This window comes from Nocardioides segetis (assembly GCF_051390595.1).
GTDB lineage: Bacteria > Actinomycetota > Actinomycetes > Propionibacteriales > Nocardioidaceae > Nocardioides.
In genome coordinates this window covers 1-18,108 of sequence record NZ_JBNINR010000011.1, presented here as the reverse complement: position 1 = coordinate 18,108, position 18,108 = coordinate 1, and the positions used below count along the sequence as shown (strand labels likewise).

At 71.6% G+C, this 18,108-nt stretch carries 26 protein-coding genes; 14 read left to right on the top strand and 12 right to left on the bottom strand.

From position 1 onward, the window contains the following. Positions 1–88 precede the first annotated feature (88 nt). Complete coding sequence (locus ACPZVR_RS17860; protein ID WP_436701016.1) at positions 89–487, top strand: DUF4446 family protein; 399 nt, start codon at positions 89–91, stop codon at positions 485–487. Positions 488–600: 113 nt separating this feature from the next. Here the strand turns inward: ACPZVR_RS17860 and ACPZVR_RS17855 are convergent, their stop codons facing one another. Next, on the bottom strand, positions 601–2,184 hold the full coding sequence (locus tag ACPZVR_RS17855; RefSeq protein WP_436701014.1) for a bifunctional phosphatase PAP2/diacylglycerol kinase family protein: 1,584 nt from the start codon (positions 2,182–2,184) through the stop codon (positions 601–603). Positions 2,185–2,370: 186 nt separating this feature from the next. Here ACPZVR_RS17855 and ACPZVR_RS17850 point away from each other — a divergent pair, with 186 nt between their 5' ends. From ACPZVR_RS17850 to ACPZVR_RS17835, 4 genes are all read left to right on the top strand, one after another. Then, entirely contained in the window at positions 2,371–3,369 is a 999-nt protein-coding gene (locus ACPZVR_RS17850; protein WP_436701013.1) for an aldo/keto reductase, read from the top strand. Between the two features lie 177 nt (positions 3,370–3,546). Continuing rightward, positions 3,547–4,827: a serine--tRNA ligase gene (gene serS / locus ACPZVR_RS17845; RefSeq protein ID WP_436701012.1), complete on the top strand. Its 1,281-nt coding sequence runs from the start codon at positions 3,547–3,549 to the stop codon at positions 4,825–4,827. Next, complete coding sequence (locus tag ACPZVR_RS17840) at positions 4,824–5,687, top strand: HAD family hydrolase (RefSeq protein WP_436701011.1); 864 nt, start codon at positions 4,824–4,826, stop codon at positions 5,685–5,687. The genes serS and ACPZVR_RS17840 overlap by 4 nt, the downstream gene beginning before the upstream one ends. Beyond that, positions 5,684–6,322: a hypothetical protein gene (locus ACPZVR_RS17835; RefSeq protein ID WP_436701009.1), complete on the top strand. Its 639-nt coding sequence runs from the start codon at positions 5,684–5,686 to the stop codon at positions 6,320–6,322. The genes ACPZVR_RS17840 and ACPZVR_RS17835 overlap by 4 nt, the downstream gene beginning before the upstream one ends. A gap of 125 nt (positions 6,323–6,447) precedes the next feature. On the opposite strand, the gene ACPZVR_RS17830 is transcribed toward ACPZVR_RS17835, so the two are convergent. Beyond that, positions 6,448–7,071, bottom strand: coding sequence for a bacterial proteasome activator family protein (locus tag ACPZVR_RS17830; protein WP_436701007.1), 624 nt, complete (start codon positions 7,069–7,071; stop codon positions 6,448–6,450). Positions 7,072–7,273: 202 nt separating this feature from the next. Between ACPZVR_RS17830 and ACPZVR_RS17825 the strand changes: the two genes are divergently transcribed. Next, positions 7,274–7,864 carry a hypothetical protein gene (locus ACPZVR_RS17825; protein ID WP_436701006.1) on the top strand — a complete coding sequence of 197 codons (591 nt, stop codon included), beginning with the start codon at positions 7,274–7,276 and terminating at the stop codon, positions 7,862–7,864. Between the two features lie 13 nt (positions 7,865–7,877). After that, positions 7,878–8,264, top strand: coding sequence for a VOC family protein (locus ACPZVR_RS17820; RefSeq protein ID WP_436701004.1), 387 nt, complete (start codon positions 7,878–7,880; stop codon positions 8,262–8,264). Here ACPZVR_RS17820 and ACPZVR_RS17815 read toward each other — a convergent pair whose 3' ends face one another. The 3 genes from ACPZVR_RS17815 to mobA all read right to left on the bottom strand — a co-directional run bounded on the left by ACPZVR_RS17815 (position 8,265) and on the right by mobA (position 10,281). After that, positions 8,265–9,242: an NAD(P)H-quinone oxidoreductase gene (locus tag ACPZVR_RS17815; protein ID WP_436701003.1), complete on the bottom strand. Its 978-nt coding sequence runs from the start codon at positions 9,240–9,242 to the stop codon at positions 8,265–8,267. Positions 9,243–9,307: 65 nt separating this feature from the next. Next, positions 9,308–9,631: a DUF6457 domain-containing protein gene (locus ACPZVR_RS17810; RefSeq protein ID WP_436701002.1), complete on the bottom strand. Its 324-nt coding sequence runs from the start codon at positions 9,629–9,631 to the stop codon at positions 9,308–9,310. A 56-nt stretch (positions 9,632–9,687) separates the two neighbouring features. Next, on the bottom strand, positions 9,688–10,281 hold the full coding sequence (mobA, locus tag ACPZVR_RS17805; RefSeq protein ID WP_436701001.1) for a molybdenum cofactor guanylyltransferase: 594 nt from the start codon (positions 10,279–10,281) through the stop codon (positions 9,688–9,690). Positions 10,282–10,318: 37 nt separating this feature from the next. Here mobA and ACPZVR_RS17800 point away from each other — a divergent pair, with 37 nt between their 5' ends. From ACPZVR_RS17800 to ACPZVR_RS17780, 5 genes are all read left to right on the top strand, one after another. Further along, positions 10,319–11,125 carry a carbon-nitrogen hydrolase family protein gene (locus ACPZVR_RS17800; protein WP_436700999.1) on the top strand — a complete coding sequence of 269 codons (807 nt, stop codon included), beginning with the start codon at positions 10,319–10,321 and terminating at the stop codon, positions 11,123–11,125. A gap of 113 nt (positions 11,126–11,238) precedes the next feature. After that, positions 11,239–12,258, top strand: coding sequence for a hypothetical protein (locus ACPZVR_RS17795; RefSeq protein ID WP_436700998.1), 1,020 nt, complete (start codon positions 11,239–11,241; stop codon positions 12,256–12,258). 318 nt (positions 12,259–12,576) lie between these two features. Then, positions 12,577–12,834: a DUF3263 domain-containing protein gene (locus ACPZVR_RS17790; RefSeq protein WP_436700997.1), complete on the top strand. Its 258-nt coding sequence runs from the start codon at positions 12,577–12,579 to the stop codon at positions 12,832–12,834. Positions 12,835–12,909: 75 nt separating this feature from the next. Continuing rightward, positions 12,910–13,656, top strand: coding sequence for a hypothetical protein (locus ACPZVR_RS17785; RefSeq protein ID WP_436700996.1), 747 nt, complete (start codon positions 12,910–12,912; stop codon positions 13,654–13,656). Beyond that, positions 13,646–14,134: a type II toxin-antitoxin system VapC family toxin gene (locus tag ACPZVR_RS17780; protein WP_436700995.1), complete on the top strand. Its 489-nt coding sequence runs from the start codon at positions 13,646–13,648 to the stop codon at positions 14,132–14,134. The genes ACPZVR_RS17785 and ACPZVR_RS17780 overlap by 11 nt, the downstream gene beginning before the upstream one ends. On the opposite strand, the gene ACPZVR_RS17775 is transcribed toward ACPZVR_RS17780, so the two are convergent. After that, entirely contained in the window at positions 14,131–14,301 is a 171-nt protein-coding gene (locus ACPZVR_RS17775; protein WP_436700994.1) for a hypothetical protein, read from the bottom strand. The two genes, ACPZVR_RS17780 and ACPZVR_RS17775, sit on opposite strands and share 4 nt — an antisense overlap. Positions 14,302–14,713: 412 nt before the next feature. On the opposite strand from ACPZVR_RS17775, the gene ACPZVR_RS17770 reads away from it, so the two are divergent. Together ACPZVR_RS17770 and ACPZVR_RS17765 are read left to right on the top strand one after the other, a co-directional pair. Continuing rightward, complete coding sequence (locus ACPZVR_RS17770) at positions 14,714–14,959, top strand: hypothetical protein (protein ID WP_436700993.1); 246 nt, start codon at positions 14,714–14,716, stop codon at positions 14,957–14,959. Next, on the top strand, positions 14,956–15,312 hold the full coding sequence (locus tag ACPZVR_RS17765; protein WP_436700992.1) for a hypothetical protein: 357 nt from the start codon (positions 14,956–14,958) through the stop codon (positions 15,310–15,312). Before ACPZVR_RS17770 ends, ACPZVR_RS17765 begins: the two co-directional genes overlap by 4 nt. Before the next feature lie 142 nt (positions 15,313–15,454). Here ACPZVR_RS17765 and ACPZVR_RS17760 read toward each other — a convergent pair whose 3' ends face one another. Genes ACPZVR_RS17760 through ACPZVR_RS17735 form a run of 6 tightly spaced genes read right to left on the bottom strand, consistent with a single transcriptional unit; the run spans position 15,455 to position 17,957 of the window. Next, positions 15,455–15,598: a hypothetical protein gene (locus tag ACPZVR_RS17760; RefSeq protein WP_436700991.1), complete on the bottom strand. Its 144-nt coding sequence runs from the start codon at positions 15,596–15,598 to the stop codon at positions 15,455–15,457. Between the two features lie 2 nt (positions 15,599–15,600). Further along, positions 15,601–15,765 carry a hypothetical protein gene (locus ACPZVR_RS17755; protein WP_436700990.1) on the bottom strand — a complete coding sequence of 55 codons (165 nt, stop codon included), beginning with the start codon at positions 15,763–15,765 and terminating at the stop codon, positions 15,601–15,603. A gap of 35 nt (positions 15,766–15,800) precedes the next feature. Further along, entirely contained in the window at positions 15,801–16,451 is a 651-nt protein-coding gene (locus ACPZVR_RS17750) for a hypothetical protein (RefSeq protein WP_436700988.1), read from the bottom strand. Then, positions 16,448–16,993, bottom strand: coding sequence for a hypothetical protein (locus tag ACPZVR_RS17745; protein ID WP_436700987.1), 546 nt, complete (start codon positions 16,991–16,993; stop codon positions 16,448–16,450). The genes ACPZVR_RS17750 and ACPZVR_RS17745 overlap by 4 nt, the downstream gene beginning before the upstream one ends. Continuing rightward, positions 16,990–17,613 carry a hypothetical protein gene (locus tag ACPZVR_RS17740; RefSeq protein WP_436700986.1) on the bottom strand — a complete coding sequence of 208 codons (624 nt, stop codon included), beginning with the start codon at positions 17,611–17,613 and terminating at the stop codon, positions 16,990–16,992. The genes ACPZVR_RS17745 and ACPZVR_RS17740 overlap by 4 nt, the downstream gene beginning before the upstream one ends. Continuing rightward, positions 17,610–17,957 carry a hypothetical protein gene (locus ACPZVR_RS17735; RefSeq protein ID WP_436700985.1) on the bottom strand — a complete coding sequence of 116 codons (348 nt, stop codon included), beginning with the start codon at positions 17,955–17,957 and terminating at the stop codon, positions 17,610–17,612. The genes ACPZVR_RS17740 and ACPZVR_RS17735 overlap by 4 nt, the downstream gene beginning before the upstream one ends. Positions 17,958–18,108 lie beyond the last annotated feature (151 nt).

Sequence of the window (18,108 nt, the reverse complement as noted above, 5' to 3'; positions counted from 1 at the left end):
TGGTGTGACGGACGGGGTGACGACGGTGTGACGGACGGCCCGGCGCGTGCGGACGCGCCGGGCGGGTCCGCTTCCGTACGGTTTCCGCATGGCCGTCGCGCTCTCGATCCTCGCCCTCCTGCTCGCCGCGGCCGCGCTCGCGGCCGCGCTCCGCAACGGACGACCCGCCGCCGCGGGGGCCGTCGAGGACCTGCCGGCGGACGCGGCCGGACTGCGCCGCGAGGTCGCCGCGCTCCGGGCCGAGGCGGTCGGCGCGCTGCGGCACCTCGCCGTCGTGCGCTACGACGCCTTCGACGAGATGGGCGGGCGCCTGTCGTGGTCGCTCGCGCTGCTCGACGATGCCGGCGACGGTGTCGTCCTCACCTCGATCCGGGGCCGCAACGAGGCCCGCACGTACGCCAAGTCGGTCGCCGGGTGGAGCGGCGAGCAGGAGCTCTCGCCCGAGGAGGGCGAGGCGGTCGCCCACGCCCGGCTCGCGCGCAGCTGACCCGAGGTGACCTGGCGCGGGTCGGGTAGGGAACGGTTCAACTACCGAAATTGTCGCGTTCGGATCGGTCTGGCGACGAATTCGGTAGTTGAACCGGAAACCCCGAACCCGGCCTACACCGTCCGCGGCACCCGCACCAGCACCCGGCCGTGGATGCACTCCATCCGCAGCTCGGAGCCGAGGCCGATGGTGTCGCCGTCGAGCTGGCGCGGCACCTCGCCCGACGCGCGGACCACGACCTTGCGCCCGGTCATCCGCGCGACCGACTCGCCGGCGTTGCGCTCGCGCCGGGTGAGCACCCGCAGCACGAGCGGGATCCAGCTGAGGAAGCGCCGCGGGTAGAGCAGGACGACGTCGAGCTGGCCGTCGTCGATCGCGGCGTCGGGGAGCAGGTTCATCCCACCCTGCAGGCTGCCGACGTTGCCGATCACGCAGGTGCGGGCGCGGTGCTTGGTGAACGGGCCGTCGTCGACGGAGATCTCCAGCCTCATGGCCGGGAACATCAGGCCCTTGAGACCGGACAGGACGTAGGCGAGCCAGCCCACCTTCTTCTTCAGCTCCTCGTTGACGCCCTCCATGATCGCGGCGTCGAAGCCCATGCCCGCCATGACCATGAAGTGCGACGGCTCGATCCCGTCGCCGTCGACCTCGACCATGTCGATGGCCCGGTCCTGGCCGGTGAGCGCGATGTCGATGGCGGCCCGGATGAAGAGCGGGATCTCCAGGTTGCGGGCGAGCAGGTTGCCGGTGCCCGCGGGGACGACGCCCACGGGGATGCCGGTCCCGGCGAGCTCGGCGCACACCTCGCGGACCGTGCCGTCGCCGCCGCAGACGATGACCAGGTCGGCGCCCTCGACGGAGGCCTGCTCGGCCTGCCCGGTGCCGGAGTCCTCGACGGTCGTGAGATACCAGCGCGGCTCGTTCCACCCGGATTCCAGCGCCAGCTGGGTCACCAGTGCCTGGAACTGCTCCACCGACTCGACCTTGATCGGGTTGAGCACGACGGCCAGGTTGCGCGCCGACGGGAACGGCTCGGGCAGGGGCTCGGCCTTCAGCGCGTGACTGCGGGGGAGCGGGTTGTAGAGCGCCACGCCGAGCAGGAGGAGGCCGAGGCCGAGCAGGGTGCCGCCGACGACGTCGCTGGGGTAGTGGCGCCCGAGGAGGACCCGGTCGGCGGCGACGAGGAGCCACAGCAGGACGGCGAGAGTCGTGAGCAGCCGTCGGATGCCGCCGCGCCGGACGAGCATCACCGCCAGCAGGACCACCAGGCCGCTGAACGCGGCGGCCGCGGAGGTGTGCCCGGACGGGAACGCGTTGGAGTGCAGGAAGTACTCCGGGTCCTGCCACACCGGTCGGCCGCGACCCACCAGCACCTTGGCGCCGTACGTCGCCAGGGCGGTCGCCGCCATCACGGCCGCGACCAGGATGCCCGCCCGTCGATGCCCCTTCAGGACCAGCGCGACGGCCAGCACCGCGGTGATGACGGTCATGCCGGCGGTGCCGAAGGCGATCTCGATCGCCCGCAGCGGGTGGCGCAGCCACTCCTCGTCACCGGCCCAGTTGCGTGCCGACTCGCCGTGGCCGTCGAGGTCCATCACCCAGGACCACTCGGCGGCCACCGCGGCCGCCACCGCCCCGAAGAGGGCGAGCAGGATCAGCGAGGACAGCAGCGGGGTCCGGCGCGGTCGATCGAGCACTAGTGGTCATCTCCGGAAGCTGTTCGGGCGCCCCGCGCCCAGGGCACGCACCTGGCGGCGTTGGCGTCCCTCGTTGGACGACAAAGTACGACTTCGCTCCGCCGCCTTGCCATGCACGCACCCGGAGCACGGGCCGTCTCCGAACATCCTCCGGAGATGACCACTCCCGGAGGATAACGTCGAGGCATGACCGCGCCCTCCTCCACGACCCCCTCCACCGTGCCGCTCGGCCGCTCCGGCCTCGTCGTCTCCCGTGTGGGCCTCGGCTGCAACAACCTCGGCCGACCCGGCGCCGCCACCGAGTCGCAGGAGGGCAGCGACCGCGTCGTCCACGCCGCGCTGGACGCGGGGATCACGCTCTTCGACGTCGCCGACACCTACGGCGCCACGCCGGGTCTCGCCGAGGAGCGGCTCGGCCGGGCACTCGGCGCGCGCCGGTCCGAGGTGATCCTCGCCACCAAGTTCGGGATGGACATGGGTGGGGTCAACGGGCCGGACTTCGGCGCCCGCGGCTCGCGCCGCTACCTCCGCACGGCGGTCGAGGCCTCGCTGCGCCGTCTCGGCACCGACTGGATCGACCTCTACCAGTTCCACACCCCCGACCCGAACACGCCGATCGAGGAGACGATGGCGGCCCTCGACGACCTGGTGCGTGAGGGCAAGGTCCGCTACCTCGGCCACTCCAACCGGGCCGGGTGGCAGATCGCCCAGGCGGAGTACGTCGCCCGCGAGCTCGGCATCGAGCGCTTCGTCTCGGCCCAGAACCACTACAACCTCACCGACCGCCGCGCGGAGCTCGAGGTGCTGCCCGCCGCCCGCGAGTTCGGGCTGGGCGTGCTGCCGTACTTCCCGCTGGCCAACGGCCTGCTGACCGGCAAGTACGCCTCCGGCACCGCGCCGGAGGGCACCCGGCTGGCGCGCACGCGCAAGCACCTGCTCGAGGACGCGGTCTCGCCGACGCTGCAGGCGTACTCCGCGTTCGCCGCCGCCCGCGGGGTCTCCGAGGTCACGGTCGCGATCGGCTGGCTGCTCGCCCAGGCGCCGGTCGCCTCGGTCATCGCCGGCGCCACGTCGCCCGAGCAGGTGACGGCCAACGCGTCCGCTGACGCCTGGGTCCCCACCGACGAGGACCTGGCCGAGCTCGATCTGCTCTTCCCCGCTCCCGACCCGATCGCGCTGTACTGAGGGTGCAGGAATCGCCGGTCGACCGGCGATTCCCGCACTTGACGGGCATTTCCCTCACTTGTCGGGCGTTGCAACGCCCGACAAGTGACAGAACAACCGGTCGACCGGCGATTCCGACGCCGTCGCGCGCTCAAACCGATGCGCGCAGTGTGGGACCCGACGGCTAGCCTGAGCGCCATGATCGACCCGCGCCTCCTCCGCGACGAGCCCGACCGCGTCCGTGCCTCGCAGACCAAGCGCGGAGCTTCTCCCGACGTGGTCGACAGCGCGCTCGCCGCCGACGCCGCCCGTCGCGCCGCCATCGCCGCCTTCGAGGAGAAGCGCGCGGCGCAGAAGACCTTCGGCAAGCAGGTCGCCCAGGCGAGCGGCGAGGAGAAGCAGGCCCTGTTGGCGCAGGTCAAGCAGCTCGCGGCGGAGGTCAAGGACCTGGAGGCCGCCCAGGGCGCCGCCGACGAGGCCTGGACGGCGGCACTCAAGGCGATCCCCAACGTGGTCGACGACGCGACGCCCGCGGGCGGCGAGGACGACTTCGTGGTCCTGGAGGAGATCGGTACGCCGCGCGACTTCGCCGCCGAGGGCTTCGAGCCCCGCGACCACATCGAGCTCGGCCGGATGCTCGGCGCGATCGACCTCGAGCGCGGGGCCAAGGTCAGCGGCAGCCGGTTCTACTTCCTCACCGGCGTCGGCGCGCAGCTCGAGCTGGCGCTGGTCAACCTCGCCATGGAGCAGGCGCGCGACGCGGGCTTCACCCCGGTCATCGCGCCCTCGTTGGTGCGCACCGAGGCGATGGAGGGCACCGGCTACCTCGACCAGGGCGGCGGCGAGGACATCTACCGGATCGAGGGCGAGGACCTCTACCTCGTCGGCACCTCCGAGGTGCCGATGGCGGCCTACCACTCCCAGGAGATCCTCGACGGCGCGTCGCTGCCGCGTCGCTACGCGTCGTTCAGCCCGTGCTTCCGCAAGGAGGCCGGCTCCCACGGCAAGGACACCAAGGGGATCATCCGCGTCCACTGGTTCGACAAGGTCGAGATGTTCGTCTACGCCACCCTCGAGGACGCCGCCGCCGAGCACCAGCGACTGCTCGCGTGGGAGAAGGAGTTCCTCGACAAGCTCGAGCTCGCCTACCGCGTCGTCGACATCGCCGCGGGCGACCTCGGCGGCAGTGCGATCCGCAAGTTCGACTGCGAGGCGTGGATCCCCACCCAGGGCAAGTACCGCGAGCTCACCTCGACCTCCAACTGCACCGACTTCCAGACCCGGCGACTCGACACCCGGGGCCGGTTCGGCGACCGGACGGGCCCGATCGCCACCCTCAACGGGACGCTCACCGCGATCACCCGCGCCATCGTCGCGGTGCTGGAGACCCACCAGCAGGCCGACGGCTCGGTCCGGGTCCCGAAGGCGCTGCGGCCCTTCCTGGGCGGCCTCGAGGTCCTCGAGCCGGTGACCCGATGACCGAGCCGGGACAGCCCGGCTGGCAGCCCCGCCTCGTCGCGCTCGACATCGACGGGACCCTGCTCAAGTGGGTGGCCGGCCTCGGCATGAGCCACGAGGAGGTGACGCCGGCGGTCCACGACGCCGTCCAGCGGGTCCTCGACGCGGGCGCCCACATCGTCTTGTCGTCGGGCCGGGCCCCGCACAACATGACGGTCGTGGCCGACAAGCTCGCCCTCCACGGTCACGGCGAGAAGCTGTGGATCGTCGCCGCCAACGGCGCGGTGGTGCTGCGGTACCCGCCCGCCGAGGTGGTCCACGAGGTCACCTTCGACGCCCGCCCCGCCGTCGCCGCCGTCCTCGCGCAGCACCCGGAGGCGCTCGTCGCGGTCGAGGAGCGCGGGGTCGGCTACCGCGTGTCGGGAGCCTTCCCCGAGGGCGAGCTCGGCGGTACGACGATCGTGGCCGCCGTCGAGGACATGGTCGCCGAGCCCGTCAGTCGCGTGATCATCCGCGACCCGAAGGCCACGGCCGAGGACTTCGTCGCGCTCGCGGCCAATCTCGGCCTGCACGGGACCGACTACATCGTCGGCTGGACCGCGTGGCTCGACCTCGCACCGGTCGGCGTCTCCAAGGCGTCTGGACTCGAGTACGTCGCGCAGCAGCTCGGCATCGACCGCGCCGACGTGCTCGCGATCGGCGACGGCCGCAACGACATCGAGATGCTGCAGTGGGCGGGCCGCGGCGTGGCCATGGGCCAGGCGGTCGAGGAGGTGCGGGCGGTCGCCGACGCGGTGACCGACTCCGTCGAGGACGACGGTGCGGCGGTCGAGATCGGTCGCTGGTTCCCCGTCCCCGGATCTGGTGGGATGGAGGGGTGAGGCACCCCCGACTGCTCCGCGCCGCCCTGCTCGCGGTGCCCGTGACGCTGCTGGCGGTGCCGGGCGCCGCCTCGGCGGTCGAGGGCGGGCTGCCGGCCGAGTGCGCTCCGGTCGATCTCACCGACGAGGTCGCCGTCGACCAGCGCGCGGCCGCGTCCGACGACGTCTTCGCGGGCCGGGTCGAGGCCGCCACGCCGACCCCGGGCACGGGCCGGATCGGCTACACCGTCGCCGTGCGACGCACCTGGCGCGGCGACGTACCCAAGGGCGAGCAGGCGGCGGTGACCGTCGACTGGCCGATCGGCTCCCAGCCGGCGGTGCAGCCCGGGGCGGCGTACCTCTTCTTCACCCGCGACACCCCCGAGGGCATCGTGGCCGATGCCTGCGGAGGCACGGTGCCGCTGCCCAAGGGACTGACGCCGAAGGTCGCGGCGACGCTCACGGCCTATCTCGCGTCGGTCGAGCCGCCACCGACGCCGGACCCGCCGCCCGAGCCGGTCGCCTTCCACCAGCCCGACGAGCCGCTGGGCGACCCGCCCCGGATCGGGCGGGTGCTCGCGTCGGGGGGTGCGATCAGCCTGATCGGCCTCCTCGGCCTGCTGCTGGTCTCCCGCCTCGGCCGGCGTCGGCCCTGACCGCCCGCACGCGCTGACCGGGCGGGCCACCCCGCCGCCCCGCCGCCCCGCCGGCCGTCCGGCAACGCCGAGGCTGGCGTCGGCTCAGCGCGGATCCAGGCTGCCCGGAATCGGTGGAGGCAGGCTCAGAGGTACATCCCGCCGGAGGACGACTGCTCGCCGCCCTGCTGCTCGGGTGCCGCCTGCCCCTGCTGCTGACCACCCGGCGCGCCGGGCGCGCCACCCGGGCCGCCGAGGCTCATGCCCGGCGGCAGCGCCCGGCGGATCTGCTCGAACTGTGCCCGGGCGGCCATCTGCTGGGCGTAGATCGCGGTCTGGATGCCGTGGAAGAGTCCCTCGAGCCAGCCCACCAGCTGGGCCTGCGCGATCCGCAGCTCCGACTCCGACGGCGTGGCGTTCTCGGAGAACGGCAGGGAGAGCCGCTCCAGCTCCTCGACCAGCTCGGGGGCGAGGCCCTGCTCGAGCTCGGCGATCGACGAGCGGTGGATGTCGGCGAGACGGCTGCGGCTCGCCTCGTCGAGCGGGGCGGCCTTCACCTCCTCCAGGAGCTGCCGGATCATGCTGCCGATCCGCATCACCTTGGCCGGCTGCTCGACCAGGTCGGTCAGCGCCCGCTCGCCGTCGTCGTCCGCGTCGCCGCTCGGTCCGTCGGCCTGCTCGACAGCGGACGCGGGGACGGTGCCGATCGGCTGGCCGTCGGGTCCGATGACGACGATCTGCTCTTCGCTCCCGGAGGCGTTCTCGCTCATGCCCCCAACCTACCGGCACGGCCCCGCGGACCCGCCCGCGCTCGGCGCGACCGAAGCGATCCCCCCGTTGGGTGATGGCGCGGCCGCCGGGCCGGCGTAGGTTGCCGACGGGGCCCGGCCGGGGCCCGGTGTGTGTCGCCTCGACCGCTCCCGTGGACAACGCTACGACGTCCACGACGCGATCCATGACCGAGGAGGCAACATGTTCATCCAGATGATCCAGGGCCGCTGCACCCGGCAGGACGAGGCCCACGAGCTGCTCGACGAGTGGCGGCGCGACCTGGCCCCCGGTGCCACCGGCTGGCTGGGCGGCACCTACGGCTTCACCGACGACGACCAGCTGGTGGCCGTCGTCCGCTTCGCGTCCCGCGACGCCGCGCGGGCGAACTCCGAGCGTCCCGAGCAGGATGCCTGGGCCGAGCGGTTCGGCGCGCTGCTGGACGGCCCGGCCACCTTCCACGACTGCGACGACGTGACCCTGTTCCTCGACGGCGGCTCCGACGAGGCCGGCTTCGTCCAGGTCATCACCGGCCGGGTCGACGACCCCGGCCGCCTCAAGGCGATGCTGGCGGACACCACCGCGCTGCACGAGGCGCGCCCGGAGATCGTCGGCGGGACCCTGGCGATCGAGCCGGACGGGTTCTTCGTCGAGACCGTCGCCTTCACCTCGGAGGAGGCGGCCCGGGAGGGCGAGCGGACCGAGCCGCCGGCCGACGTACGCCGGGAGCTGGAGTACGCCATGTCCGGGGCGACCTTCCACGACCTCCACCACCCGCACTTCCAGAGCGCCTGAGGAGGGCCGTCCGATGCTGTTGGAGGGCTGTCAGGTCACGGCGAACATCCCGGCCGCGGACATCAAGCGGGCGCGTCGCTTCTACGCCGACACGCTCGGTCTCGAACCGGTCGACGAGAACCCGGGCGGGCTGGTCTACCGGACGGGCGGGACGGACTTCTTCCTCTACGAGACCCAGGAGGCGGGGAAGGCGGGGCACACCATCGCCCAGCTCCACGTGCCCGACGTCCGGTCCGTGGTCCAGGAGCTGAAGGCGTCCGGCCTGGACTTCGAGCACTACGACATGCCCGGGGTGTCCTGGGACGGTGACGTGGCCGGCATGGCGGGCATGGGTCACGCCGCCTGGTTCAAGGACAGCGAGGGCAACATCTTGTGCCTGGACGACAGCAGGCCGGTCTGATCAGGGGGTGAGCACGACCTTGCCGACGGCGGCGCCGGACTCGATCATCCGGTGCGCGTCGGCGACGTCGTCGAGGGGGAGCACGGCGGAGACGACCGGCCGGACGGTGCCGTCGGCCACGAGCGGCCACACGTGCTCGACGACCGACGCGCAGATCCGGGCCTTCCCCTCGAGCGGGCGCGAGCGCAGGGCGGTCGCGATGACGGCGCCCCGCTTCGACAGCAGCGCGCCGATGTCGAGCTCGGCCCTCGCCCCGCCCTGCATGCCGATGATGACGAGGCGGCCCTCGTCGGCGAGCACGTCGACGTTGCGCCCGAGGTACTTCGCGCCCATGTTGTCGAGCACGACGTCGGCTCCGGCGCCGCCGGTCGCCTGTCGGACCACGGCGACGAAGTCCTCGTCGCGGTAGTTGATCGCCCGCTCGGCGCCGAGCTCGCGGCAGCGGGCGAGCTTCTCCTCGCTGCCGGCGGTGGTGAACACCCGGGCTCCGGACGCCGCGGCCAGCTGGATCGCGAACGTGCCGATCCCCCCGCCTCCGCCGTGCACGAGGAAGCTGTCGCCGGGCCGCAGCGCGGCGACCATGAAGACGTTGGACCACACGGTGCACGCCACCTCGGGCAGGGCGGCCGCGCTCACCAGGTCGACGCCGTCGGGGACGGTCATCACCTGCCCCTCCGGTACGACGACGCGGCTCGCGTAGCCGCCGCCGGCCAGCAGCGCGCACACCTGGTCGCCGACCGCCCACGTGCTCACCCCGGGGCCGACGGCGGCGACGGTGCCGCTGCACTCCAGGCCGATCACCTCCGACGCGCCGGGCGGCGGCGGGTAGAAGCCCTGCCGCTGCAGCAGGTCGGCCCGGTTGACGGCCGTCGCCGCCACGTCGAGGAGCACCTCGCCGGGCCCCGGCGTCGGGTCGGGCAGCTCGGTGACGACGAGGGTCTCGGGTCCGCCGGCGGCGGTCTGGGTCACGGCGCGCATGCAGGCAGTCTGGCACCCGGGGGACGACGCCGACCAACGGCCGGCCGGTCGCTCACCGCACGCGCTCAGACCAGGGAGTCCTCGTCGGAGTAGTCGGCGTCGCCGAGCTCCTCGAAGTCGACGTCCTCGTCCTCCGCGGCGGTCGCGTTCGCCGGCCGGTCCCACGACTCGGCGAGGGTCTGGGCCCGCGCGGCGAGCCGCTCGACGCCGTCCGGGTCGGCGCCCTGCTCGCCCGCGGCGATGCCGATCAGGAAGGCGGTCACGTATCCGGCAGCGGGGTGGACGTTCTCGTGCGTGATCCCGGCGAGGTCGACCAGGAGGCCCTCGTCGGCCTCGGCCTCGATGTCCAAGACGTCGCACAGCTCGTCGATCCAGTCATGGAGGTTCACCCGACCAGAGTGATACGGCGGCCCGCTCGGTGACAAGGGGTTCGAGCAGTCCGGGATCAGTCCAGAGACGGACCCTCGGAGGCGACGTCGCGCAGGTCGCTCCAGGTGTCGATGTCGCGGGCCTCGTCGCCGACGGGCGGCACCGCGACCAGGTCGAGGGGCTCCAGCAGCGCCCGCACCGAGAGGCCGTGCTGGCCCTCGTGGTCGGGACGGACCGCGTCGAGGCGGGCCGTCTCCACGACGAAGGCGAGCTGGCGGCGGCCGTCGGCGTCCGCGAGCACCGCGCCCTCGTGGCCGACGGCCGCCTCGTGCAGCCGCCGGAACGTGCCGGCGTGCAGCCGCGGCATGTCCACCGCGAGCACCGCGATCGTCGGGAAGGTCCGCAGCAGCATGTCCCGGCCGGTCAGCAGTCCGGCTGCCGGACCGCCGAACCGCGGCTCCTCGCGCACGAAGGTCACCGGGCGGTCGGTCGGCACCGGATGACCGACCACCACGACCTCGCTCGCGTCGACGACGGCGTCGAGGGCGTGCTCCAGCAGCGGGCGCCCGTCCACCTCGATGGACGCCTTGTCCACCCCGCCGAGGCGGGAGCCCTGCCCGCCGGCGAGGACGATCGCCGCGTACCCGGACAGCCCCAGCTCGATCACCACGCACGGAGTCTCCCAAACCGCCATCTAGGCTGGCACCGTGACCAGCCCCACCCTCCGTCTGGCCCTGGTGCAGGCAGCGTCCGCGCTCGACCCCGCGGTCAACCGCGACGCCCTCGCCCGTCTCGCCGCCGAGCATGCGGGGGACGCCGACCTGGTGGTCTTCCCCGAGGCCTTCGCCCGCGACTTCGGCCCGGCCGGCTCCGACGTCAGCCCGTACGCCGAGCCCCTCGACGGCCCGTTCGGCAGCGCCCTCGCGGCGACGGCGGCCGCGCAGGGCACCACGGTCGTCGCCGGCATGTTCGAGTCCGGCCCGGACCCCGAGCGGCCCTACAACACCCTGCTCGTGCGCGGCGCCGTCGCGGCGTCGTACCGCAAGGTGCACCTGTACGACTCCTTCGGCTATCGGGAGTCCGACCGCCTCACCGCCGGCCCCCTCGAGCCGGTCGTCGTCGACGTCCACGGGTGGAGAGTCGGGCTGATGACCTGCTACGACCTGCGGTTCCCCGAGCTCGCGCGGACGCTGGTCGACCGCGGCGCCGAGGCGATCGTCGTCCCCGCCGCGTGGGTGGCCGGGCCGCGGAAGGTCGACCACTGGCGCACCCTGTTGTCGGCCCGGGCCATCGAGAACACGGTCTACGTCGCGGCGGTCGGCCAGCCGGCGCCCCGCTACTGCGGGCACTCGCTGGTGCTCGACCCGTTCGGCGAGGTGCTCGCCGAGGCCGGCCCGGGGATGCCCGAGCGACCGGAGGTACTGCGCGGCGTGCTCGAGCGCGGGGTGCTGGAGGAGGCCCGCCGGGTCAATCCGTCGCTCCGCAACCGCCGCCTGCCTCGGGCCGAGCTGTAACTACCCGTCCAGGTCGCTGGCGTACCGGTCTACCGGTCAGGTAGCGACAACAACAGATAGTTACAGCTGCCGCCTCCAGCTGCGTTCCCCGGCACCGGATAGGCTGCTCCTCCGTGTCCCGCACCCCCTCCCGTGTCCCGCTCGAGCAGCGCATCGGTGAGTTCGGGGCGTCGCGGGCACCGCTGACGATCTGGTTCGTCCTCGTCGCGCTCGGCACCGGCGCGCTCGTCTGCGCGATGCTCCCGGTCGGGCCCGGCTGGCTCGGGACCGCCGGCGCGGTGGGCGTCGCGACCGCCTTCACCTGGGGCCTGGCCGCACGGACCGGTGGCCGGCCCCTGGTCTTCGCCCCGCTCGCGCTGGCCTGCGGGCTGGTGGCCGTCGGTACCGACAACGAGCTGCTGCTCACCGGTGCCGCGGTGGGGACCTCGGCGGTCGCCGCCGTCCTCGGCGTCATGATCACCGTGCCCGCCGCCGGGATCGCCACCGCCGCCCGCGAGTGCGTGGTCGGCCTGCTCGTCGCCGGGATCGGCGCGATGGCCGCGGTCGGATTCGAGCCGGCGATCCAGAAGGAGCGCTTCGAGTACGTCGGTCTCGGCCTGGCGTTCGTGGGTGCCATCGTGCTCGTGCATCGACTCGGCGCGGGCTTCCACGGGCTGGGCCGCCGGGGCCTGATCATCGTGGCGATCGGCGCGATCGTGCTCGCCGCGACGCTGCTGTACGCCGAGCTGCTGCGCCGCTACGGATCCACCGGCCTCGTCGACCAGCTGCTCGACTGGGTGGCGTGGAGCCGCGACACCCTCGGCGCGTTCCCGCGCCCCATCGCGAGCGTCCTCGGCGTCCCCGCCCTCGCCTACGGGTGCCACATGCGCGCCCGGCGCCGGCAGGGCTGGTGGGTGTGCGCCTTCGGTGTCGCAGCCACCTCCTCCACGGCCACCGCCCTCGCCAACCCGGCGGTCTCGGTGCAGGAGGCGACGCTGTCGGTCGTCTACGGCCTGGTCGTCGGCCTCGTCCTCGGCTGGCTGCTCATCCGTCTCGACCTCGCGCTCACCGGCAACCGCGGACGTCGTAGCCGGTCCGCGGAGCAGGCGGCCGCCGTACGCCCGGAGCCGGGGCGGTTCGCGCCGCTGCTGTGACGGCGCCGCCCCTTGTAACTAAGGGTTACAGCACGGAATTCGCTGCACGAGCACCCGGGTAGGTGTCACAACACCCGGGTAGATGCCCTCGCTGGTCCGGCAGCGCCGCAGCAGCCGCCACGCAGAGGGGGCGGGATTCGAACCCGCTACCAGCTATGCTGTTGACCTGCATCGACACAAGAACATGCAGGTCAGCGGCGGTTTTCGGCGAGCAGACACAGGCAGGCTGAGGCGGCGTCGGGCACGAAAGTGTGTATACGTACACGCGCGGGAACCTTGAGGATCAGTTCCGTCGGCCCCCTGCCGCACCCTGTCTCCATGCCCGACCTCACCGACACCGAGACCGCGATCTTGACCTTCGAGCGCCAGTGGTGGAAGTACGCCGGCGCGAAGGAGTCTGCGGTGCGGGAGCGGTTCGGGATGAGCGCGACTCGTTACTACCAGGTCCTCAACGCGCTGATCGACCGGCCCGAGGCTCTCGCGGCCGACCCGATGCTGGTGCGGCGTCTGCGTCGGCTGCGGTCTCAGCGTCAGTGGCAGCGGTCGGCTGCACGGCTGGGGTTCGAGCTCGGATGAGGACTTGTCGAGTGATTTGCTAGACCAATCGTCCCGGTACCGTGGACAATTGCCTCAAGAGAGGAGGCGGGGCGAATGGCAATCGGCATCGACATCGGCGGCGAGCGCATCAGTGCTGTGGTCGTGCGCGACTCCTTCGATGACCTGCTTGTGCTCCTCGGCGAGGCATCCAAGGCCAGCGGCGCAGGGCGACAGGACTGGACCATCAGCGACCTCCGGATCGGCTCCGCAGTCATGGCCGTTGGTGCGCCCGACGAGGTACCCGTATCCGCCCTGCTGCGCGCCGGACTCGACGGGCTCGAGCGCGTAGCGGCTGTGCCCGTTGGCTGGAACCGACGCATGGTCGAGAAGGTGCGTGACATTGGCCAGCGCGTCGGGCGCGGCGGCACCACTGGCGTGACCGTGACCGGCCTCGCGGGCGTCGACCTCCCTCTCTCGCCAGTCGTCGTGGCCAACGCCGAGCGCGCCCTTGGAGCCGATTCGATCAGTTATGGCTCCTTCCGCGGCATCGCTGACCGATGGAACGAGCACGGGAAGCGTGAGATCGCCCTGGATCTCGATGGCAGCGGCTCGATCCGAGTCACCTACCCCGCATCGATAGCAGCGCGTATCCGCTCGGAGGCGCTGGGGCGCCGCATCGAAGTCTGGGGACTCGTCGGTCGGAATCCCGCTGGCCAAGCCACGGGGATCACGATGGAGGGGTTCGAGGTGCTGCCTGAGCGCGAGGTGGCGCCCATTGCGACAGTGGCGGGGATCCTTGCCGACGATGACGGCTCGCCCTGGTTCAGCCTGGAGGAGTGGATGGCGACCCGTGGCGAGTGATCCGGCGAAGGTGTATTTCGACACCTGCGTGTACCTGGCCGTCATGCTCCCAGGGCAGACTGAGGCGCGAGAGGCGGCCGCTGCGCTGAGGGACGCCGAGCAAGGAGTGACGCTCGGCCACATCTCGGGCCTGGTCGTGTCCGAGGCCATCGGCAACTCGAAGCTTCGTGCCCCACAAGGCGTTGCGAAGGTCGACCGCGACCAGCGCCTTGACACGGCGCGCGACTACTTCCTGAATACTGGCTTCCGCTACGTCGACATCACCGCTCGGGCTGGCACGTTGGCGATGCAGTATGCCGTCGACTTCCAACTCGGCGGCCCCGACTCGCTGCACCTCGCCCTGGCGGTCATGAGCCGTTGCGACCAGCTCTTCACTTACGACCGCGGCTTGCTGCAGGTAGGCGACAAGATTCCTGGCGTCTTCGTATGCCGGCCCTTCGTGAACCAGGACAGCATCTTTGATGCTCTGGATGACTAGCTGCCCTCGACCCTGACCCCGAGCAGCAGCCATCCCTCGGGGATCTCACTGCGGATCTGCTCCATGCCGGTGTCGTAGTCGTCGGCTTCGACGGACCACCGGACGATCTCTGGCTCGCCGGTGTGGTCGTGGGGTGTGCGGGGGCGGCGTGCGGCGTGGATGATCACAGACGGAGGCTACGGGTACCGTCCGACTCATGGCTGGGCCGGTGGGTGGTGCGCACGTGTGGGTGCAGAAGCCTCATGTGCCGATGTCGTGGCCTGGGCTGATCCTCGACCGTCGGCGGGCTCGCGATGGGTCGTGGGAGGCGCGGGTGACGTACATCGAGCGGATGACGGTCCACGAGAAGGTCATCACGGCGTGGGTGCCGTACTCGTGGCTGGTGCAGAGCGAGGGTCATCCCGGGGGTCGGGTCGGCCTACGGGTGACGTCGGGCCCGCATCGACCAGCCGATCAGCGCTCCGCCGATCGCGGCGGCGAGGTGGGTGACGACGAGCAGGGTGTCCATGGGGCGAGTGTGCCGGATTCTTTACCTTCGAGATGTAGACAGGACTACAGACGGCCTGTAGTCTTATCTACATGGACACCGCAACCGCAGCCACCACCATCCGACTCGGCGTCATGGACTACGCCGAGAAGAACGACACCTACATCTCCAACGCCGAGAAGGCCGCCCGCACCCTGATCGGCGACGACGTGTTCGTCGAGCTCGCCGAGGCCCGCAAAGCCCTCCCGAAGCGCGACGACGACCCCGAGGCATTCGTCGCGGGCAACACGGTCGTCAAGGCCCGCATCCAGGAGCTGGCCGAGCAGGTCTCGCGATGAGCGCCGAGTGGACGGCCTGGCTCGGCCCCGCCGCCGAGGAGATGACCGACGAGCAGCGCGCACTCTTCGAAACCGAGGCCGACGCCGCTACGGAGCGGATCGGCGATGACCCCGACCTCGCGCACGAGCGAGAGGCCGCCTGGTCGCTGATCGTGCAGTACCTGCTCGGCGACACGACCCTCGACGAGGTCGGCGACAAGTGGCGGACTGCGCGCGACGCCTACGCGGAGGCCCTGCGGGACGTGAAGACGGTCGCTCGTGTGGCGGCGTCGAGCGGCGTCCCGGAGGCTGAGGTCGCCCGCCGTGCCGGACTGGACCGAATGCAGGTCCGCAAGCTGCTGGGGAAGCGGTGAACCCCATAGTTATGCATAGCGCTCCCATAACCGGCCCATAACGCCGAAAGCCCGCCCCTCCCGAAGGAGAGGCGGGCTACTTCCCGGAAAGGATCGCCCCCCATGAAAGGACGAGTCCGACGGTACGCCGGGGGTGGTGAGGTCAGTCGGTTCGGCTGCACCTGAGGCAGATCCGCAGCGACGTCGCCGCGTGGTGGGTCCACACGTGCCAGCGGTGACCACGGACCCGGCAGACGAGCGGGCCGAGGAGGATGCCGGGGAGTTCGATGACCGCGGCGGCGAGCATGGCTACTCGTCGTCGCTGGGGACGTTGAGGATCGCCAGGACGAGCGCGGCCAGCAGTGGCGACGCTTCGGGGTCGATGACGCCGTAGAAGACGAGCACGGCGAACGCGGCGATCGCGACACCGTAGATCCAGCGTCGGACGGTCGGGGTGAGGATCTTGGTGGACATCAGTCTTGCTCCAATCGTTGGAGGAACCTGGCGGGTCAGTTGGCGCGGCAGGTGGCGACGAACCAGCCGTGCATCTTGGGCGGCGCGTCCAGTCGGCGGATGGTGATCGACGCTCCGACGGCGACGGCGCCATCGACGTTCGACGCCATCGCGACGTGGGCGCCCTTTGGTGCGACGTGCTTCTTCACGCCGGCCGCGTTCTCGTTCAGGTCGCCCAGCACGAGCGCCCGGACACGGCGCTTGAGCCACCGCTTGGCCTTGCGTGCCGACTCGTGCCACGCGCCCTTGTTCCGGCCGCGAGTCTTGATCCCGCCTGACGCTCCGCCGGGAGGGAAGTGGGCGGCGAGCAGTGGCCACCTCACGCCGTCCTTGACGAGCACGACGACGGGATAGCGGCGAGGCTCCCGCTTGCGGCCGGTGAACGGACCCCACCAGCCGCGGACCATCTTCTTGAGCCGCTTCCGCTTGATCCGCACACCGTCACGGACCAGTACGACGACATCGCGAGCCTCGGCGCCGTGACGCTTCCGCGACCAGTCGACCGTGGTGTAGCCGGGCACGTCCTGGCGCCAGTAGTACGCCTCGGTGAGCACGACGGCATCGGGCTTGTGGCTGGCGATCTCGGCGAGCAGGAGATCGCACTCTTTGGCGCCCGCGATGTTCGCGCCTTGGACGACGAGGCTCATCGCTTCGGCAGTTCTCGGAGCGCGTCGCGGATCTTCCGCTTCCGCTTGGCCTTGCCCTTCGCCTTGGCCTTGAGCTTGAGCGCGCGGAGCTTGTCGCGGAGCTTGCTCAACTGAGTCGGCGGCTTGGGCGGCTTCGGCGCGTCGACCGGGATCATCACGCCGGACATGCCCTCGGCCCAGCCGAGGTAGGTCAGCCCCCAGTGCTTCTCGATCCAGTCGAAGTCGACCGTGCCGATGCGGCCCGAGATCGGGGAGTCGGTGCCACGGATCCGGCCACCCGGCCACGACATCGCGACGTGCCCGTGCCCCTTTGAACCGCCCGACCAGAACACCGGGACGCCGGGTGGCGGGTTGCGGTCGCCGGGGTGGTGGTTGACCGCGCGGCGCCAGGCGTCGATCGCGTCGACATCCCCGTCGCCGTCGGCATCGCCGGACGGGCCGATGCCGTACTGCTCACGGGTCCAGCGGGCGCACATCCCCGCGGGCAGGTAGATGTCGGCCAGGGCGGCATGCTCGATGGCTTCTCGGCGTGTGCGGGTCACTGGTTGCCTCCTTGCGGCAGGGGAGTAGCGGGACGGCAGGTGATCGACACGGACCCGTCTGCCGCGACGGTGAAGCCCGACATGACCTCGCCATCCGGGCACGAGTACGAGCCGGGCTGGGCGGTGCCAGCAGGACCCTGGGGGCCAGCGGGACCAGCAGGACCCGGATCACCCTGCGGCCCCTGGGCGCCGTCCTTGCCAGCAGCCCCGTCCTTGCCCGGCGTACCGTCGGCACCGTTCGCGCCCGGCTCGCCAGTGGCACCGTTGGCGCCGTCGTCGCCACGGCAGGTGCGTAGCCCGAGCTCCTCGACACAGGACTCACCGCGGGGGCCAGGCGGGCCCACGGGGCCTTGGATGCCGCGATCTCCCGTAGCGCCGCGGATCGCTTCTGGGACTACGACTGGAGTGCACCCAGCCGCGTCGGCGCACCGCTTCTGAAGCTCGGCGATCGTCGCGTCGCGGACCTTGGCCGTCGCTTCCAGATTCGCGATCTTCTCCGTCATCCGTGCACGGTCGGCACGCGACTCGGACTGGTTGGCTGCCAAGCCGAGGACGAACGCGATGATCCATGCGCCCACGGCCACGGCCACGATCGCGGCGGCGATCTTGAGTGTCCTCACCTGAGGCCCCCAATGTTGTTGATGAGGAGCACCACGGCACCCAGGACCGCGAGACCGGTTCCGATCGCAGACAGGGCCAGGGTCTTGGCGGATCGAGTTCGATCTTCGGCCTGCTTGTCCGCGCCCTCCCGATCTGCCTTCTCGGCGGCGTCCGCTGCTTTCCGCGCCTGGATCTCACGCTCGTCAGCCGCGATCCGCTCTGCCCGCTCAGTCGCCAGTGCGTTGGTCAGGTCGGTGATGTCGTCCTGCATCGCCTTCATCTGCGCGGCCGTGGTGCGGTCACGTCCCTCGATCAACGCGATGAGGGTCTTCTCCGTCGCGAGCCCGTCCATCCGGGACTCCATCGACGCGATCCTCGAGCCGAGGTTGTCGATCCGCTCGGCGAGGACGTCGGTGCGGGGTGGCTCTTGGGTCACCGGGGGGTCACCAGCCCATCGCGATGTAGTTGACGCCTGCCGTGATCGTGCCGGGCGTGGCGTTGATGTGGGTCAGGAG

Coding starts and splice junctions, on each gene's coding strand:
- ACPZVR_RS17770 (WP_436700993.1), top strand. CDS start 14,714: ATGGACACCGCAACCGCAGCCACCACCATCCGACTCGGCGTCATGGAC.
- ACPZVR_RS17840 (WP_436701011.1), top strand. CDS start 4,824: ATGACCGAGCCGGGACAGCCCGGCTGGCAGCCCCGCCTCGTCGCGCTC.
- serS (WP_436701012.1), top strand. CDS start 3,547: ATGATCGACCCGCGCCTCCTCCGCGACGAGCCCGACCGCGTCCGTGCC.
- ACPZVR_RS17785 (WP_436700996.1), top strand. CDS start 12,910: ATGGCAATCGGCATCGACATCGGCGGCGAGCGCATCAGTGCTGTGGTC.
- ACPZVR_RS17735 (WP_436700985.1), bottom strand. CDS start 17,957: ATGGAGTCCCGGATGGACGGGCTCGCGACGGAGAAGACCCTCATCGCG.
- ACPZVR_RS17850 (WP_436701013.1), top strand. CDS start 2,371: ATGACCGCGCCCTCCTCCACGACCCCCTCCACCGTGCCGCTCGGCCGC.
- ACPZVR_RS17825 (WP_436701006.1), top strand. CDS start 7,274: ATGTTCATCCAGATGATCCAGGGCCGCTGCACCCGGCAGGACGAGGCC.
- ACPZVR_RS17765 (WP_436700992.1), top strand. CDS start 14,956: ATGAGCGCCGAGTGGACGGCCTGGCTCGGCCCCGCCGCCGAGGAGATG.
- ACPZVR_RS17755 (WP_436700990.1), bottom strand. CDS start 15,765: ATGTCCACCAAGATCCTCACCCCGACCGTCCGACGCTGGATCTACGGT.
- ACPZVR_RS17815 (WP_436701003.1), bottom strand. CDS start 9,242: ATGCGCGCCGTGACCCAGACCGCCGCCGGCGGACCCGAGACCCTCGTC.
- ACPZVR_RS17820 (WP_436701004.1), top strand. CDS start 7,878: ATGCTGTTGGAGGGCTGTCAGGTCACGGCGAACATCCCGGCCGCGGAC.
- ACPZVR_RS17750 (WP_436700988.1), bottom strand. CDS start 16,451: ATGAGCCTCGTCGTCCAAGGCGCGAACATCGCGGGCGCCAAAGAGTGC.
- ACPZVR_RS17830 (WP_436701007.1), bottom strand. CDS start 7,071: ATGAGCGAGAACGCCTCCGGGAGCGAAGAGCAGATCGTCGTCATCGGA.
- ACPZVR_RS17860 (WP_436701016.1), top strand. CDS start 89: ATGGCCGTCGCGCTCTCGATCCTCGCCCTCCTGCTCGCCGCGGCCGCG.
- ACPZVR_RS17760 (WP_436700991.1), bottom strand. CDS start 15,598: ATGCTCGCCGCCGCGGTCATCGAACTCCCCGGCATCCTCCTCGGCCCG.
- ACPZVR_RS17790 (WP_436700997.1), top strand. CDS start 12,577: ATGCCCGACCTCACCGACACCGAGACCGCGATCTTGACCTTCGAGCGC.